Origin of the sequence: Nostoc sp. ChiQUE02, assembly GCF_034531305.2 — a bacterium.
GTDB lineage: Bacteria > Cyanobacteriota > Cyanobacteriia > Cyanobacteriales > Nostocaceae > Nostoc.
Genome location: NZ_JAVRBN020000007.1, coordinates 214,467 through 230,926, shown reverse-complemented (window position 1 = coordinate 230,926; position 16,460 = coordinate 214,467). Strand labels below are relative to the sequence as shown.

10 protein-coding genes and 1 pseudogene are annotated in these 16,460 nt (G+C 41.4%); 6 read left to right on the top strand and 5 right to left on the bottom strand.

Annotated features, from left to right (window positions below):
* Positions 1-24: 24 nt before the first annotated feature.
* Entirely contained in the window at positions 25-2,139 is a 2,115-nt protein-coding gene (locus tag RM347_RS10280) for an outer membrane protein assembly factor (protein WP_322716329.1), read from the bottom strand.
* A gap of 139 nt (positions 2,140-2,278) precedes the next feature.
* Here RM347_RS10280 and RM347_RS10275 point away from each other — a divergent pair, with 139 nt between their 5' ends.
* Positions 2,279-3,643: a lipid-A-disaccharide synthase-related protein gene (locus RM347_RS10275; RefSeq protein ID WP_322716328.1), complete on the top strand. Its 1,365-nt coding sequence runs from the start codon at positions 2,279-2,281 to the stop codon at positions 3,641-3,643.
* An 84-nt stretch (positions 3,644-3,727) separates the two neighbouring features.
* Here the strand turns inward: RM347_RS10275 and RM347_RS10270 are convergent, their stop codons facing one another.
* On the bottom strand, positions 3,728-4,450 hold the full coding sequence (locus RM347_RS10270) for a response regulator transcription factor (protein ID WP_322716327.1): 723 nt from the start codon (positions 4,448-4,450) through the stop codon (positions 3,728-3,730).
* A 319-nt stretch (positions 4,451-4,769) separates the two neighbouring features.
* Here RM347_RS10270 and RM347_RS10265 point away from each other — a divergent pair, with 319 nt between their 5' ends.
* The 3 genes from RM347_RS10265 (at position 4,770) to RM347_RS10255 (ending at position 8,386) form a co-directional block, all read left to right on the top strand.
* A complete protein-coding gene (locus RM347_RS10265; protein ID WP_428850539.1) occupies positions 4,770-5,186 on the top strand; it encodes a hypothetical protein in 417 nt (138 codons plus the stop codon).
* 701 nt (positions 5,187-5,887) lie between these two features.
* Complete coding sequence (locus RM347_RS10260; protein ID WP_322716325.1) at positions 5,888-7,222, top strand: ATP-binding response regulator; 1,335 nt, start codon at positions 5,888-5,890, stop codon at positions 7,220-7,222.
* Positions 7,223-7,261: 39 nt separating this feature from the next.
* Complete coding sequence (locus RM347_RS10255) at positions 7,262-8,386, top strand: hybrid sensor histidine kinase/response regulator (protein ID WP_322716324.1); 1,125 nt, start codon at positions 7,262-7,264, stop codon at positions 8,384-8,386.
* Positions 8,387-8,424: 38 nt separating this feature from the next.
* Here the strand turns inward: RM347_RS10255 and RM347_RS10250 are convergent, their stop codons facing one another.
* The 3 genes and pseudogenes from RM347_RS10250 to RM347_RS10240 form a co-directional block, all read right to left on the bottom strand.
* Entirely contained in the window at positions 8,425-8,880 is a 456-nt protein-coding gene (locus RM347_RS10250; RefSeq protein WP_322716323.1) for a response regulator, read from the bottom strand.
* Between the two features lie 885 nt (positions 8,881-9,765).
* Positions 9,766-10,039: pseudogene (locus RM347_RS10245) on the bottom strand (hypothetical protein); the annotation flags it as partial.
* A gap of 2,026 nt (positions 10,040-12,065) precedes the next feature.
* Positions 12,066-13,529: an RtcB family protein gene (locus RM347_RS10240; protein ID WP_322716322.1), complete on the bottom strand. Its 1,464-nt coding sequence runs from the start codon at positions 13,527-13,529 to the stop codon at positions 12,066-12,068.
* Between the two features lie 389 nt (positions 13,530-13,918).
* Between RM347_RS10240 and RM347_RS10235 the strand changes: the two genes are divergently transcribed.
* The gene (locus RM347_RS10235) at positions 13,919-14,113 is read left to right on the top strand and encodes a heavy-metal-associated domain-containing protein (protein WP_322716321.1); all 195 of its coding nucleotides are present in this window, start codon (positions 13,919-13,921) and stop codon (positions 14,111-14,113) included.
* A gap of 49 nt (positions 14,114-14,162) precedes the next feature.
* Positions 14,163-16,445, top strand: a complete 2,283-nt coding sequence (locus RM347_RS10230) for a heavy metal translocating P-type ATPase (RefSeq protein WP_322716320.1) — start codon at positions 14,163-14,165, stop codon at positions 16,443-16,445.
* The last annotated feature ends 15 nt before the right edge of the window (positions 16,446-16,460 follow it).

Genomic DNA, 16,460 nt, shown 5'->3' with positions numbered 1-16,460 from the left:
TTCTCAGCAACGCCTGAACTCAGATTAAAATCGTTGACCAATACCTAAATGCACTTTGCTTTCTCCCTGGTCATTAATACCATAGTCAGCCCGGATTAAGCCTAGTGGTGAATTTAATCGCACTCCAGCCCCATAACCAAAACCATAGCCTTGTTTGTCTCGTACACCCGCAGGATCTCCCAATACAGTATCACCAGAGCCTAAGTCTGAGGCAAAGTCGGCAAATAATACACCACCCACGATTGGTAAGACCGGGAAGCGATATTCTGCAGAAGCTAACACATAACTCCGACCACTGCCAACATCTCCAGAATCGTAGCCGCGCACTGAGTTGGAACCACCCAAGTTAAAGCTTTCGTAGGGCGGTAAATTACCAATTACGGTACCAGCTTGCACATTCACTGCAAATACTTGTGGCTGTTTACTGTTAAATAACTGCACTGGTAAGTACTGGCTGTAGTTGGCTTTGAGGCGATTAAGGGAAATATTACCTTGACCGATGGGCACAGATTGTTCTGTACTCAAACTCAGAACGGAACCTTGAGTTGGATTGATGGGGTTATCTCGTTGGTCTTTGGTGGCGGTGAAGGATACGGTAGTTAAGTCGTCAATTCCAGTTCCACTGGCAGATAGGGGATTACCTTGAGCATCAGTTGGAGTAATATTACCTTGGCGATCGCGAATGCTAGTTCGGGTATAGTTTAATCCTAAAGAGGTATTCCAGTCGTCAATTGGTCGCTGCAAGCTGACACCACCACCAATTTGACCTTCCCGCACTTTGTCACCGTTAGCTAACGTAATCTTGTCATCAAAGGTTTCCGAAAGTTCCTGACTACGAAAACCATTTACAGTGTAGCCCAAGCGATCGGGGTTAGTTGTCCGATAGGGACTGGTAAATTTGGTATTAAACTGCAAGTCTCGGCTACTTACACCAAGATTCACACCTAAAGTATCATTAACACCGCCGACATTCTGATCTTGATAGCTGATTGTGCCTACTAATCCCTGATCGGCATTGTAACTACCACCCAAGTTAACACCACGTGCCCCAGTTTCTTTGAGTTGGTAGACTAAATCAAGTTTTGTCGCATCCCCTTCTAAGGCAACATTCACACTCTCAAATAAACCAGTACGATATAGCTGCTGTATGTCTTGTTTAACGACATTTTCTTGGAAAATTTGACCGGGTTTCAACTTGAGTTGTTGTTGTAAGAAATCTGCTTTGGTGCGTCCTCCAACGGGATTACCCTTGCTATCAACGGTTTTACCCTCATCGTTGACAAAGCGAAACTTGATATCACTCACCAAACCTTCAGCAACATTCACAGTCAGAATGCCTTGAGAACTGGGTTTAATTGATAGCACTCGTGCTAAGTTATAACCATTATCGGCGTACCACTTGTTAATTTGTGCTACTGCTTGCTGGAGTCCAGCGGGACTGATGGTGGTTCCAATTTGAGATTGCAAACGTTGTTGAGCTACTTGGTAAGTAAGTACTTTAGCACCAGATAATTGCAGCGATGCCTGCGGCGGGCTGCGCCTACGCACAATCACTGGCTGCACTTGATAAACTACATTCAATCCAGCCTGGGTGCTAAAGCTATTCACACTGACATTGCTAAATAAACCTGTATCTAAAATTGCTGCTACATCTTTTTGTAGCTGGCTTTGACAGGTTTCTCCACCCGCCTGAGTTTTAATTACTTTACGAATAATATCTTGCAATTCTTGATTGGCTCCCACCACCTGTACATCTGTAGCTGTGACTACTAAATCACTTCCAGTAGTAGGGGTTTTGGGCGATGAGGGGAGAGGGCGAGTGGGAGATGAGGAAGCAGCGGAAATAGGGAGGACGACTTGGGAATTTAACTCTTGGGCTGATTTTAAGACTAGTGTGGAATTTTTGTTTGCACCTGTTTGCACGGCGACGGGATTTTGGGAAAATTGTTGTGCAACTATAGTTTCTGGGGAAGCAATTGTCTCTACCCGTGCGGGAGTGTCTTCAATAATCGGCACCACCAAGTTACCAGCTTTTGCAGTTGGAGTAACGGTTTTAGCAGGTGCAGCCGTTGCTTGCTGAGTGGCATTGGCAGCAGCTAAAGTAGCTAAAGTAAAAATTGCAGTAGCAGAAACTCGCATAATATTTAACCTAATTAACTGGGAATTAGTTGTAGAGAGGCTAGCGAATAGGGATAATACTAACTTCCAGCTTCTTCGCCGATTTGCCTATTTATACCTCTTACCCAAACAGACAGTTAATTTTGATCTTTTGTTTCTTATGAGTAATGTATCTCGGTCATCCCTAGCTTCTAACTCTCAAGCTGCAACTTCTCCTTTGCGGTTACTTGTATTAAGTAATGGTCATGGGGAAGATGTCATTGCAGTCCGGATTTTGCAAGAACTCCAACGACAATCAAACCCACCAGAGATATTTGCTTTACCTTTGGTGGGTGAAGGACGTGCTTATGAACAGTTGGATATCCCCTTTATCGGTTCAGTACTGACTATGCCTTCTGGCGGATTTATTTATATGGATGGCCGCCAATTAGCGCGGGATGTACGCGGTGGTTTGTTGAAACTTACCCTCAACCAAATTAAAGCTATCCGCCGTTGGGTGAGTTCTCAAAAAAAATTAGGTAATAAAAGAGCGATTTTAGCAGTGGGAGATATTGTGCCGCTGTTGTTTGCAACTTTCAGTGGCGCTAATTATGCTTTTGTGGGTACGGCGAAATCTGAATATTATGTGCAGGATGAAGCTGGATTATTACCACGCAAATCTAAAGATGCGCGTTGGGAAAACTTTTCCGGTTCAGTTTACCATCCTTGGGAACGTTGGTTAATGAGTCGTCGCCGTTGTAAGGCGGTGTTCCCTAGAGATGGGCTGACGACGGAAACATTAAAACAATGGCCAATTCCAGCTTTTAATTTGGGTAATCCGATGATGGATGGTCTAGAACCAACCTTTTCACGCAAACAATTTTATAGTCAGGATAGCCAACAGCAAGAGATAGTTCGACCTTTTGTGGTAACTCTTCTTCCAGGTTCCCGTCCACCAGAGGCATACAACAACTGGGAAACAATTATGATTGCCGTATCTGCGTTAATGGCAAGTTTCCAGGAGCGAGATTCTATCTTCTATACTTCTGGAACAGTGGTGTTTTTAGGTGCGATCGCACCGGGTTTAGACTCTAATATTCTATCCCAAAGTGTGCGATCTCAAGGCTGGCGCACTGAATCAACATCTCCTATCCCACTTGCCGATCCAAATATATTGACATTTAAACAAAGAAATGCATATCTACTGCTGACACAACTAGCCTATAATGATTGCTTGCATTTGGGAGATATAGCGATTGCAATGGCAGGTACAGCCACAGAACAGTTTATCGGTTTAGGGAAACCTGCGATCGCGATTCCCGGTAATGGCCCCCAATATAACCCTACCTTTGCTGAAGCTCAAAGTCGTCATTTAGGCTCATCTTTGATTTTAGTCGAGCAGCCAGCAGAAGTTGCCCAAATCGTACAGTCCCTATTCAAAAATCCTGATATTTTGCAAATTATTGCCGAAAATGGTTTACGACGTATGGGTAAACCGGGAGCCGCACTACGCATTGCGGAATGTTTACAGGAACGATTGGGTTGAAGAGGTATTGGTATAAGGTCAACAATCAATAGTTCTTCTTCCCCTGCTTCCCTGCTTTCCCTGCTTCCCCTGCTCCCTAATCCCTCACGCCACCAACCCAGAACGTAAGGCCCTTACAGCAGCTTGGGTACGGTCATCGGCACATAGTTTATTTAGAATATTGCGAACATGAGTTTTCACAGTACCAACTGTAATATAGAGTTTTTCGGCAATTTGCCCATTGCTACACCCAGCTACAATCAACTCCAGGATTTCCAGTTCCCGTTGAGTCAGGGGGTATGTTTCCAAAACTTGCTCGTATTCTGACGCCAGCGCCTCAATTTTCACAGTCTTCGGCTTGTCAGAGCTTTGGCTTTCTCCTGGAATACCTTGCCGCATCTTCCGCAATACCACGTTGGCAATTGCCGGATCAATCCAAGAATTACCGCCGTGAGTTGCTTGGATCGCGTCAGTTAATTTGCTGATACTTGTTTCTTTCATATAATAAGAATCAGCACCTGCCGCAAAAGCTGCAAGTACAGCATCCTCTGTATGATCCATTGTCAGGATGAGAATCTTCGTTGAGCTTTGCCCAGTTTCAGCTTGGTGGCGTTTAAATTTACGGGTGAGTTCGATGCCATCCATGTCAGGCAAGCCGATATCTACAACAGCTACATCTGGCTTTGCCGCTTCTAAAAGTTTTAATCCTTGGGTAGCATTTGCCGCTTCACCAATTACTTTCAATGCACTATGAGACTGTAATGCCGCTCGTAGCCCCATTCGCGTTAAGTCATGATCTTCAATTAAAATAATACTAATTTCATTCATCGCTACACTCACTCTTGCGCTGTTTGCATCTTTCAAAATATTACCTTTTGTAAGCGATACCTCTTATTTTCCCAAACTAAAGATAGATGATATTTCAACCAGCCTGCATCCACCGATAGAAATAATAAATACCCGATTTTTTAATATTTCGATAGAGGACAAATCTAGCTGGAGATATATGGATACTTGCACAAAAAGTATGAAATATTGAGACGAATGCTAAATTGCTCCGTCTTGCTTAGAATTCAGCCTTGAGTTATCATGCTCCATTCGTTAATTACTATTACGTAGTATGAAGCTTTGAAAAAAGCTTACGAAAATGGACAAATTACAAAGGGCCGAAGTTACTTTACGAGAAAGTAAACTATGGTTTCGAGCAATTTTTAACCGAACCTTTGGATTCATCGGATTGATGGAGCCAATAAGAATCCTTATTGAAGGAAATCAAATGGCGTTAAAATTTAGTGAAATCACCAACAGCAAAGTAATTCATCGTCCGTTGTGGCGAGCTTGTTGGTCTGACTTTTCACGGGATATGGAAGCCCTCTCTCTAAACCTCTTTCCTTTTAGGGGAGAGGCTTTGAATTTTCGCCTAACTTTTGTAGGGAAGTTTGCTCAGGGGTTAGGTCTTTTGGTGAATTTTCCACATACCGTGAAAAGTCAGGCTCAATGGTGGACAATCCCAAAAAGAATTCAAGCACAACGACGAAGGGTAATCATCCGTGCGTCCAGATAGTGGGCGTTTGGAAACACTTAGTATTCTTCCTAAAGCTTATGGAAAATGTTGGTAATTTTCCGAACAGTGAGAGTCCGCGATTTCTAGTAAAACACTCACGCAGGTCTGGCGATCGTTAAGAAAATTGTCGAGGTTCTAGGAGGTAAGATTACTTCAGATTCACAAATCGGTATAGACAGTACTTTTTTATTTACCTGGTCTAACTAATCTGATAAGTAAAACTGTTCAAGCTTATGGTACACGATAATGGTATGCAACTCTCACCAATGGCTGACGACGGTCGCTTCCTTACTCATTTACAATTGTTTTAAGCTTAGTAAAGTATTTTATTTTACTTTATATTAGCTCTGTTTACAGTCTTCAGATGAATAGTTTTCGGTTTGGAAATTGCTAATTTTTTGAGAGCCATTGGTCATTTGCTAGGAGTTAAATTCCCAAATCCTGTTAAATTAACTAGATTGCGGATAAAACAGACTAAATTCAATCCAAGGAAATGCCCAAACTGGATATATCCTGAAGCCTTTAATTTTACCTAACGTTGTTGAGATAATGGCAACGCTCAACATTGGATATTATGCAAAATGTCTTAGTCAATCAAGTTACAGATTTTAGATGTCCGAAATCTTATATTCTTTAGTTGGATAATCTGAAAAGAGAAATGTTATACATCAACCTATGTTTGGCGGCAAAAATAAAAACCGATGGAAGAGACGCTGAAAATTTTGGTTGTAGACGATGACGAAGTAGACCGGATGGCAGTCCGTCGTGCCTTGACTCAAGCAGGTGTTCAGATGGAACTGTCTGAAGTAGGCAATGGTAATGATGCGTTTTCTGCCTTAACCACTACTGCCTATGATTGTGTTTTACTCAACTATCGCTTACCAGACCAGGATGGACTAGCCTTAATCCAACAGCTACGTTCTTCGGAAATCAAAGTTCCTTTAGTAGTCCTAACTGGTCAAGGAGATGAAAAAATTGCTGTTCAATTAATGAAAGCTGGTGCTACAGACTATCTCTCTAAGTCTAGACTATCTCCAGAAAGCTTGGCACAGGTTTTGCGGAGTGCGATTCGGGTTTATCGGGCTGAAATGCAGGTAGCTTTGGCAAACCAGCAACTCAGAGAAAGTCGTGAACAACTCATTCGTAAGAACCAAGAATTGGAGAGACAACAGCAACAGATTCAAATGCAAAACTTTAAGCTATCGGAGGCATCACTGCTAAAATCACATTTTTTAGCAACTATGTCTCATGAACTCAGAACGCCGATGAATGCGATTATTGGTTTTTCGCAAATACTATTGCGTCCTAAGTTCGGTCAACTAACGCACCAGCAAGCAGATATGGTTGAGCGCATCTTAAATAATGGCAAGCATTTGCTGATGCTACTTAATGAAGTTCTCGACTTTTCTAAGCTGGAGGCAGGACGATTAGACTTAAAAACCGAAATATTTGATGTATCAAAGGTAATAAATCTAGCTGTAAGTGAAATGCGTTCGCTAGCTGACGCTAAAAATCTCTCATTGTTAGTGCAAAGCGATTTGCAAAATCCTTTAGTATTTAACGATCCAGTTCGGATTAAACAGATTTTAATTAACCTGCTATCTAATGCCATTAAGTTCACAGAGTCTGGCGAAATTTGGGTTGAAGTTAAGGAACTACCTGCAAATCGAGTGGCAATTATTGTTCAGGATACAGGTATTGGCATAGCACCCAGAGATTTTAAACGTATTTTTGAAGCATTTCGGCAAGTTGATCAAACTATCACTCGCAAATATCCAGGCACAGGTCTGGGTTTAGCAATTATAGATTCGCTGGTGCGAATGATGGGCGGCAAAATATTTCTGGAGAGCAAATTGGGAATCGGTTCAATGTTTAAAATTGAATTGCCCCGTCAAATCACGTTAGCAACTGTAGGAGGCGAGACTCCACCTCTAGAGGTAGATGGTGATGGAGCTTTTTACTCTGCTAAAAATCCGCATCAATCATCTTCTCAAGCCAGAAAAGCATCGATAGGATATCCTAAATTTAAACTATAAATTAAATTACTTCCAAAAACTGATAAAAGTTGATAAATCATGTCTGTAGTTGAAAATAATAAAATTTATCGTATCCTCGCAGTTGACGACACTCGAGATAATCTCATTTTAGTTCAAACAATTTTAGAAAGTGAGGGGTATAAAATTGATTTGGCTTCAGATGGAATAAAGGCTTTGCGGCAAATTGACCAATCTCCACCCGATCTGATTTTGTTAGATGTGATGATGCCAGGGATGGATGGTTATGAAGTCACACGTCGGATTCGGAAGAATCCTGCGATCTCTTATATTCCAATTCTGTTGATTACTGCCTTTCACGAATCCAGCGTTGTCGAAGGTTTGGATGCTGGTGCTGACGATTTTATTCGTAAACCATTTGATACTGATGAACTACTGGCACGAGTGCGATCGCTGTTGCGTCTCAAGCACAGTCTGGACGAACAACAAAAAATGGCCCGCCAACGGGAAGACTTTGTTTCCCGTCTGACTCATGATTTGCGAACTCCCTTAGTAGCCGCCGATCGGATGTTGAGTTTGTTTGAAATGGAAACATTCTGCAAAATTTCGCCAGAAATGAAACAGGCGATCGCAGTTATGATTCGCAGTAATCAAAATTTAATGGAAATGGTGAACACCCTGTTAGAAGTCTACCGCTTTGAGGCAGGTAAAAAAACGTTAAATTGGGAGGAATGCGATTTACGTGAGATATCTCAAGAAGTAATAAGCGAACTAAGTCCTCTAACTAGTGAAAAAGGGTTGACTCTGAAAATAGACACCCGTGAATTAGATCCACTGGGTAAAAACGCTACTGTTATAATGGGCGATCGCTTGGAACTACGGCGGGTGATAAACAACTTGATCGCAAATGCCATCAAATTTACAGATACAGGAGGCATAACAATCCGCATTTTTGAAACACCACCTCATCCAGGAAATCCAGATTCCGTAACAATTGAGATACAAGATACAGGATATGGCATTGCGCCAGAAGACCAGGCAACAATTTTCGAGCGGTTTCGCCAAGGTAAAAATAAACGCTCAGGTAGTGGCTTAGGACTACATCTATCCCACCGGATTGTAGAAGCTCATGCAGGAACCATCCAGGTTGCCTCTGAACTAGGTAAAGGTAGTCTGTTCACTGTGCAACTACCTAAAAACATTTAAGTTCCTTTACTTCACCTTCATATTTCTCTGCTGGTCTGCTAATCCTGACAAAGCTCAAAAGCTGAGTGAATACCCAATCTTCTGCCAATCCCACGGCTAATTATAGCCTCTAATTCCTCGATCATATAGGGTTTGCTGATGTAATCATTAAATCCCGCCTTTAGGATACGTTCACGATCCTCCGTGCTAGCTAAAGCTGTGACTGCGACCACTGGAATCGTGCAAGTTAGGGGTTCTTGCTTCAGATGACGTACAACATCAATACCGCTGAGTCCTGGTAACAAAATATCCAACAAGATTAAGTCTGGTTGATACTCTTTAGCTACCAGCACCGTTGCAGAACAATCTGTTTGACAAATAAATCTACAACCCATTGACTCAAGGGCGTAACTAATTAGCAGGAGACTATCATCATGGTCTTCCACTGCCAAAATCAAAGGCTGGTGAGAGTTTTGCTTTTTTTCATCACTCATGAATGAATTTGCCAAATACATCTCTTCTCCAGAAGATTTTATTAGAATTCATCGTCTTTATTGAAATATCAAGACGATGAACCCTGCGAACAATAAAATAGCGCTCAGTCGAGATTGGTTTGTGTTTTGGTTTTGCCTAGTTGATAATCCTTACCCACACAAATATCGCTGAGGCTAGAAAACCTCAAGCTGAAAGGTTTAGCAGATACTTTTCGATTATACGCAAAATTACAGAATATTTTCTGAATGAGTTCATCATAATTTTATATAGAATGATCGGATGATTATTTATAAGTGATTATTTATAACAGTATCGCTTGATCTGTGTATGCTTTTAGATTTTAAAGATACTGGATACAACAAGTAATCCAAGCTCTTAACTATTAAATTTTGTGCTGGCGTTTGCCTACTGAATAGAATTTGAACACAATCTTCATTTATTGTACAGACGTGATTGAATAGGTTTTTACAAGTAAGGAAACCAAAAGATTAATTTTGATCGGTTCCTGAAAGGAAGCGGCTAATCATCAGATATTACTTCTCTTTTAACAATCATTGTTGTTTACTACTTAACCATAGCGCAATGTCTACAACGAGCTACGCCTACACAGAAATTTGTGAGATTTTATTTAGTATTGTATGCTACAAAAACATTAATAAACAGAATAATCAAACCTTATCGTCATAGGTAAAGGGGACGGCGACAGTCAGAAGTTCAATAAATTGCAACCTCATAGAGAATTAGTAGATAGATCAACACAATGAAACGTAAAATACGAACCCTAGTTAGTAGTAAGTATTTTAGTATTCAGGGTAACTACAGAATGTTAAACACTGATACGCAAGGTTACATACTTATTTAAAGTAACTCTGAAAAACCTAAGTTATTCAACATAACAAAATTTTTTAAAACCAATGAACATAACTAAATTTTTGATACATAAAAGATTGGAAATAGCGGAATTTATCTAATAGTGTATGTCTTGACTGTTAAGTTATCAAGTTAATATAAATTTGTATGGTGATAGCATTGATAATTTTTGGTAATTAATTTGTCAAGTGTTAACTGTTTCTTTGAAAATTTACATAATAATTAAACACAAGAGCGTAATCGAGAAATGTCTCTGATTTCATCATTAGTAAATGCTGCGTCTCCATCCGCAGGTAAATTAGTCACCAACTAAAACTCACTTTTTATTAATTAACTATTTATCTATCTAAAGGGGGTTGAATTACTTGTTATATTATTTATATCTACCTCTATCAGATTTGAGAATTATTGTACACATCCTAGAGGAAGATGACCAGAAGTAAGAGTAGCTCTAAATTAATTCTGGTGTGTCGAATAACTGCTTTCTATGGAGGTTTAGCTGAGTGCTAAACCTTTTTCATGGCTACCATTATCATCTCGTAACAATTTTGATAATATTTGTCTACTTCCTAAAGGCAGATGTACTGATAGACTAAAATAACTAAATTCTGCTGATAGACTCTACTCTTATTAAAGGCTTGGTAATAAACTAAGCCTTTCTTTTTTAAGTGACTGATTAGACATTTGGGAAATTTTCAGACAGAATTACACACAGTAATTGTTGTTATCTAACTAGCTTCGCTGGCAATATGTCTTTTTCCCAGTCCCTAGATTTGTTCACAGTTTATACTTCTAACTTCATTTTTTAATTGATGTGCGTTACCATACAGTATAATTTCTATGAAATTATATAAAGCACTGGTATTAGTTTAAGATTTAGTTTAATGCAAGCTTTTTTTAGCTCAATAAATTATTAATTTACCAACACCTTGTAGAAGTTTTGTAAACCAACTAGAGACAGATGAACTGAAATCAAACTAATTCTAAATTAGCTAGGTATGGTAAACACTTGGTATATATAGGGCGTGGCTTTTAGCCATGCCTTTTTTGTGAGTAACCGCAAGTAAGTAAAACGTAGAATTAATCATTAAACTACTTACTCTATAATTTCTGACTCTAACTTCCTGTAAACAAGAGATTAATATCAGATTACAGAAGGTTTTACCTGCCACTAAAGGAATAGGAAATATTGTCAAAGCTGACGATTTAGTGTTAGAAAATACCATCTATAAATATACCAAGCAACAAAAAACATCAATACCATATATAGCTCAATATTTGTATCATTCTATGGATAGTAGAAATAACTATTTTACAGAGTTATTATTCAGCCTGTTAATGCCTGAAAAACGTGTATGCACCCTGGAATAATACCCAGGGTCTTTTTTTATAAAAACTTAGATAAGCGGAAGCTAGACTCTCATCAGGGTAAAGGTAAATTGCTCGTCGATATTGTTATGCACAAGATTTATTAGAAAAAAGAATGGAGGATTGGCTTGAATCCTTATCCTTTTTCATACTTTAGGTAGATGACCTGTATATTTTTATCTCTTTGTTAAATAACCCAGTTAATATTTTTACCAAGTGATCTACTACCAGATTTCCGAATATTTATACACATCCTCTAGGATGATGATCTGTAAACAGAGTAGAACTAAATTAATTTAGTACGTTGTTAAGCACAGCAATTATTGAGGTTTGGTTCACAGCCAAACCTTTTTTTTAACAAGTAACCAGGGAATGTTGTATCAGATTTTAGAATATTTAGATACAGCCTATAGGAAGATGAACTAAAGTAAGAGTCAGTCTAAATTAATCTTGGTGTAGTAAATGCTTGGTATATATAGAGGCTTGGTTTAACCAAGCCTTTTATTATGACTTATCAGGTAATGCTATATCAGTCTTCAGGATATCTGGATACAGTCTATAGGAAGATGAACTGCTATTAAAGTAAGTCTAAATTAATCTGGGATGTCTCCTTAAGCACTAAATAAATATATAAAGGTTTAGCACTCAGCTAAACCTTTTTTGTAATCGAGTGAAGAGAAAGAAGCGACGCCGATAGCATTCGCGTAGCGTCTCGTAGAGAAGCGTTAGCAAGTCTTCTCCCAAAGGGAGACGCCAAGGGCGAACGAGCGTCATAGCCCGTCGTAGACATCGCTCTCATCCATAACGCTGGGCAAATTCTTATCTAACTAGCTGATTGCAAAATAATCATCAATCTTATGCGGTAATTGCATTAATACCGATTTACAATAGCTCCACAGATGCGATTCTAATATCAGGGAATAAAGATGGATACCCCTGGTGTTGACCAGGGGCTTTTTATTGGCAGCTACGCCTTAAAGGTCAACACCGGACTCAATCGCGCTACAACGTCCACCATTTCTGCTTTAACCTGTACATCAATCACAGACTGAATCGGTTTGTAAGCGGCGGGTGCTTCTTCAATTCGGCGTTCTTGACGTAGGGTGATACAGTCTACCCCGGTTAATCCCAGTTCTGCCTCACTTTGAGATGCACCTCTGCGGTTGAGGTCGAAGCGAGAATGAATTCTTCCGGCCCCATGTGAGGCAGAATTACAAAATGCTGGATTGCCTCTACCCACCATCAGATAAGAATAAGCTCCCATAGAACCAGGGATAATCACTGGTTGCCCTGCATGGGCGGGACAAGCGCCCTTGCGTGTTACCCATCCCTGACCTTCTGGCAAGGTGATGTTATGCGGCAAGTCATAAACTAGAGGTGCTTCCACATCTTTGTATACTTCCCGCAAACGCAGACGTAGCAGTTCTGCTAACAGTAGGCGATTGACAAACCCATAGTTAGCAGCAGTGGCCTCAGCTTGCAGGTAACTGGCGACTAGTTCGGGGTGAGAATGGGTAGAGAGAGGAAAAATCTGAGAATCAGGGTACTTCAGACCTTTTTGCCAAGTCGCCTTAGCTTTATCTCGCCACATTCCCCCAATATACTTACCCACGTTTCGAGAACCAGAGTGAATCATAAAAGCCAGTTGTCCCTCGCGCACTCCCCAGGCGTGGGCAAGTGGGCGATTTTCGACTTTATCAACCCGTTGCACTTCGACAAAATGATTACCGCCGCCAATGGTTGCCAGTCCGCCATCGCGCACTAGTCCAGCATCGGGAACCAATTCTTCAGGCGCAAGTTTCCAGTCACCGTTCATTGAACCACCTAAGAAGATGCGTTCGCCCCTGGCGTTGGCGGAGCCATCGCTCTCTTGGGCAAGTTGTTGCAAATCAGATTTAACTACACTCCCGGTAGGTTTATCTAGCATGGCATCCAGCCAACCGAGAATTCCGTACTGAAATAGAGCTTGCATTGCCTGAGCAGTCATCGTTACATCACGCGTACCGAAGAAGTAATCCCCCTTCATCCGCTCTACGAATTGGTCGCGCTTTGCCAGAAATTCCTCGATTGTCAAATCTGCAACATGGAGTCGCATCCCACAATTGATGTCAGAACCGACAGCACCAGGGATAACTTGACCCACTGTTTCTACGACTGAACCAATGGCAACACCCGCATCACCTGGGTGAAAGTCAGGCGTAGCACAGGCACGACAAACGCATCCACCTGACGGGTGGCGGACGCTTGCCAAATTCGCTAACTGCTTCAGTGCCTTAGCTTCTACGGGAAAGTCTTTTGGTAGTAGCACTTCTGCTACAGGTGCATCAGGAGAATTAACTAAACGAACTGAATAAGTGCGATTATCATAAGTTACATCCAAACCCTGCCGCTCTAAAGCACGCAAGAGACGTTTGAGATTTTTTGGCTGCATGAAAACTCCAAATAGAGCCTTAAAAAAGACTCTTGGTTGTGAAGAGAGTAGGAGACTTGGGTTCAGCAGCCGCGTCTCAAGTGGTGCGGAGGGTTATTTTCCCGGAATTTTGGGGAAAACAACAGATTATATAGCTTTGATAACACATACTTGTATCGGAAGACAAGTGTTTTGTAGTATTTTGTATTTTTAGCGAGTTGTATACTACATCTGTAAAGAAATTTGAACTTTAGCTAAAAACTTTTAAAATTCTCTAGACTCTCCAGCCGGCTAGAGAGTCTAGTATGAATTCAAGGGGACTCTCAACCAGAAATTTCTGACTGTTGACGGTTATCCCTCAGTCATCCAGCTTGGTTTGGCTAGGTTGTTCATTTTTATCCCGTAAATCTATGACTCTCCAACTCACAGTTCCCAATATGTCTTGTTCTGTTTGTGCAAGCACCATCACTAAAGCACTTCAGGCAGTCGATGCTAATGCTAGCGTTCAGGCTGATCCAACAACCAAGCTTGTCAGCGTAGAAACTCATGCATCAGAAACAGCAATTAAGGAAGCGTTGGCTGCTGCTGGCTATCCAGTTGCTTAATCTTTAAAGATCCTCCCACATCAATCACAGGGGTTCGGTTCATCTAGCTATGGATACTCTCACACTCAAACTTCGAGGTATGAGTTGCGCTGGTTGCGCCAACAACATCGAAAAGGCAATTCGCTCTGTTTCTGGGGTAATTGACTGCAACGTTAACTTTGGAGCAGAACAAGCCGCCATCAAGTACGATCGCTCTCTAGCAAATTTAGAGAAAATCCAAACTGCGATCGCTGCTGCGGGATACTCTTCTTACTCACTCCAGGAAGAATTGCTCACTGAAGAAGATGATACCGAAAAAGCGAGTAGACAAGCATTACAACGCGAACTTTTCCTCAAGGTAATTGTGGGAGGTGTAATCAGCATTTTCCTCTTTTTGGGGTCGTTGCCCATGATGACTGGGCTGAACTTCCCCTTAATTCCCAGCTTCTTGCAAAATCCTTGGGTACAATTACTGCTGACAACACCCGTCGTCTTTTGGTGTGGTGGATCTTTTTATCGGAATGGCTGGAAATCCCTCAAGCGCCATACGGCGACGATGGACACGCTGATTGCTTTGGGTACAAGTGCAGCCTATCTATATTCTTTGTTTGTGACTGTTTTCCCGAAATTTTTTATTGCCCAGGGCTTGATACCTCATATTTATTATGAAGTTGCCGCCATTGTCATTACCTTAATTTTGCTGGGGCGGTTGTTAGAAAATCGCGCTAGGGGACAAACTTCTGAAGCCATCCGCAAACTCATTGGATTGCAAGCTAGAGATGCCAGAGTTATCCGTGATGGTAGAGAAATTGATGTTCCCATCGCTGAAGTCAGAATCAACGATGTAATTTTGGTGCGTCCTGGTGAAAAGATTCCGGTAGATGGCGAAGTGATTACAGGCGCTTCGACGGTAGATGAAGCGATGGTGACGGGTGAAAGTTTGCCAGTCAAAAAGCAGCCAGGAGATGAGGTAATTGGGGCAACGATTAACGGTGCAGGTGCATTTCAGTTTCGGGTGACACGAGTCGGAAATGATACGTTTTTGGCTCAAATCGTCAAACTAGTGCAACAAGCACAAGGTTCTAAAGCACCAATTCAGCGCTTGGCAGATCGAGTTACAGGATGGTTTGTACCAGCTGTGATTGCGATCGCGATCGCCACTTTCATCATTTGGTTTAATTTCACTGGCAACCTCACCCTGGCAACAATGACAACGGTAGGTGTACTAATTATCGCTTGTCCCTGTGCTTTGGGTTTAGCTACCCCTACTTCTGTCATGGTAGGGACGGGCAAAGGTGCAGAAAATGGCATTTTGATTAAGGGTGCTGACAGTTTAGAACTAGCGCACAAAATTCAAACCATCGTTCTAGATAAAACCGGCACCTTGACTCAGGGGAAACCAACAGTTACAGACTTTGTGACTGTCAACGGCACAGCTAATGGTAATGAAATCAAGCTTTTACAGTTAGCAGCAACGGTGGAATGGAATTCTGAGCATCCTTTAGCTGAAGCGGTGGTGAAATACGCCCAGTCTCAAGAAGTGAGTTTAATAGAGGTAAAGAATTTTCAGGCTAATGCAGGTAGTGGTGTCCAAGGAGTTGTTTTAAATCAGCTTGTGCAAATTGGTACACAACGCTGGTTAACCGAACTTGGAATTAACACCATGAGTCTCCAACAGTATAAAGATGCTTGGGAAGCGGTTGGTAAAACAGTCATTTTGATTGCTGTGGATGGCGAACTACAAGGAATAATGGGTATTGCCGATGCCCTAAAACCTTCATCAACAGCAGTAGTGAAAGCTTTACAGAAGTTAGGTTTAGAAGTAGTAATGCTCACCGGAGATAATCGTAAAACTGCTGATGCGATCGCAAGACAAGTTGGCATTCAGCGAATCTTTGCCGAAGTCCGTCCAGATCAAAAGGCAGCGATTATCCAATCTCTACAAGGGGAGATAGAGAAATCCCCCAATTCAAAATCTAAAATTGTCGCAATGGTAGGTGATGGTATAAATGATGCTCCAGCCTTAGCACAAGCTGATGTGGGAATTGCCATTGGGACGGGAACAGATGTAGCGATCGCAGCTAGCGATATCACCCTAATTTCTGGAGATTTGCAAGGAATTGTCACAGCAATTCAACTTAGCCGTGCCACCATCAACAATATCAGGCAAAATCTCTTCTTTGCCTTTATTTACAACGTTATTGGTATTCCCATTGCGGCAGGAATTTTGTTCCCCATTTTTGGTTGGTTACTCAATCCAATTATCGCTGGCGCTGCGATGGCTCTTTCTTCGCTCTCTGTTGTTAGCAATGCCCTCAGATTGCGTAACTTTCAACCAAAAACTACCTCATAATTGCAGGGTAATTTA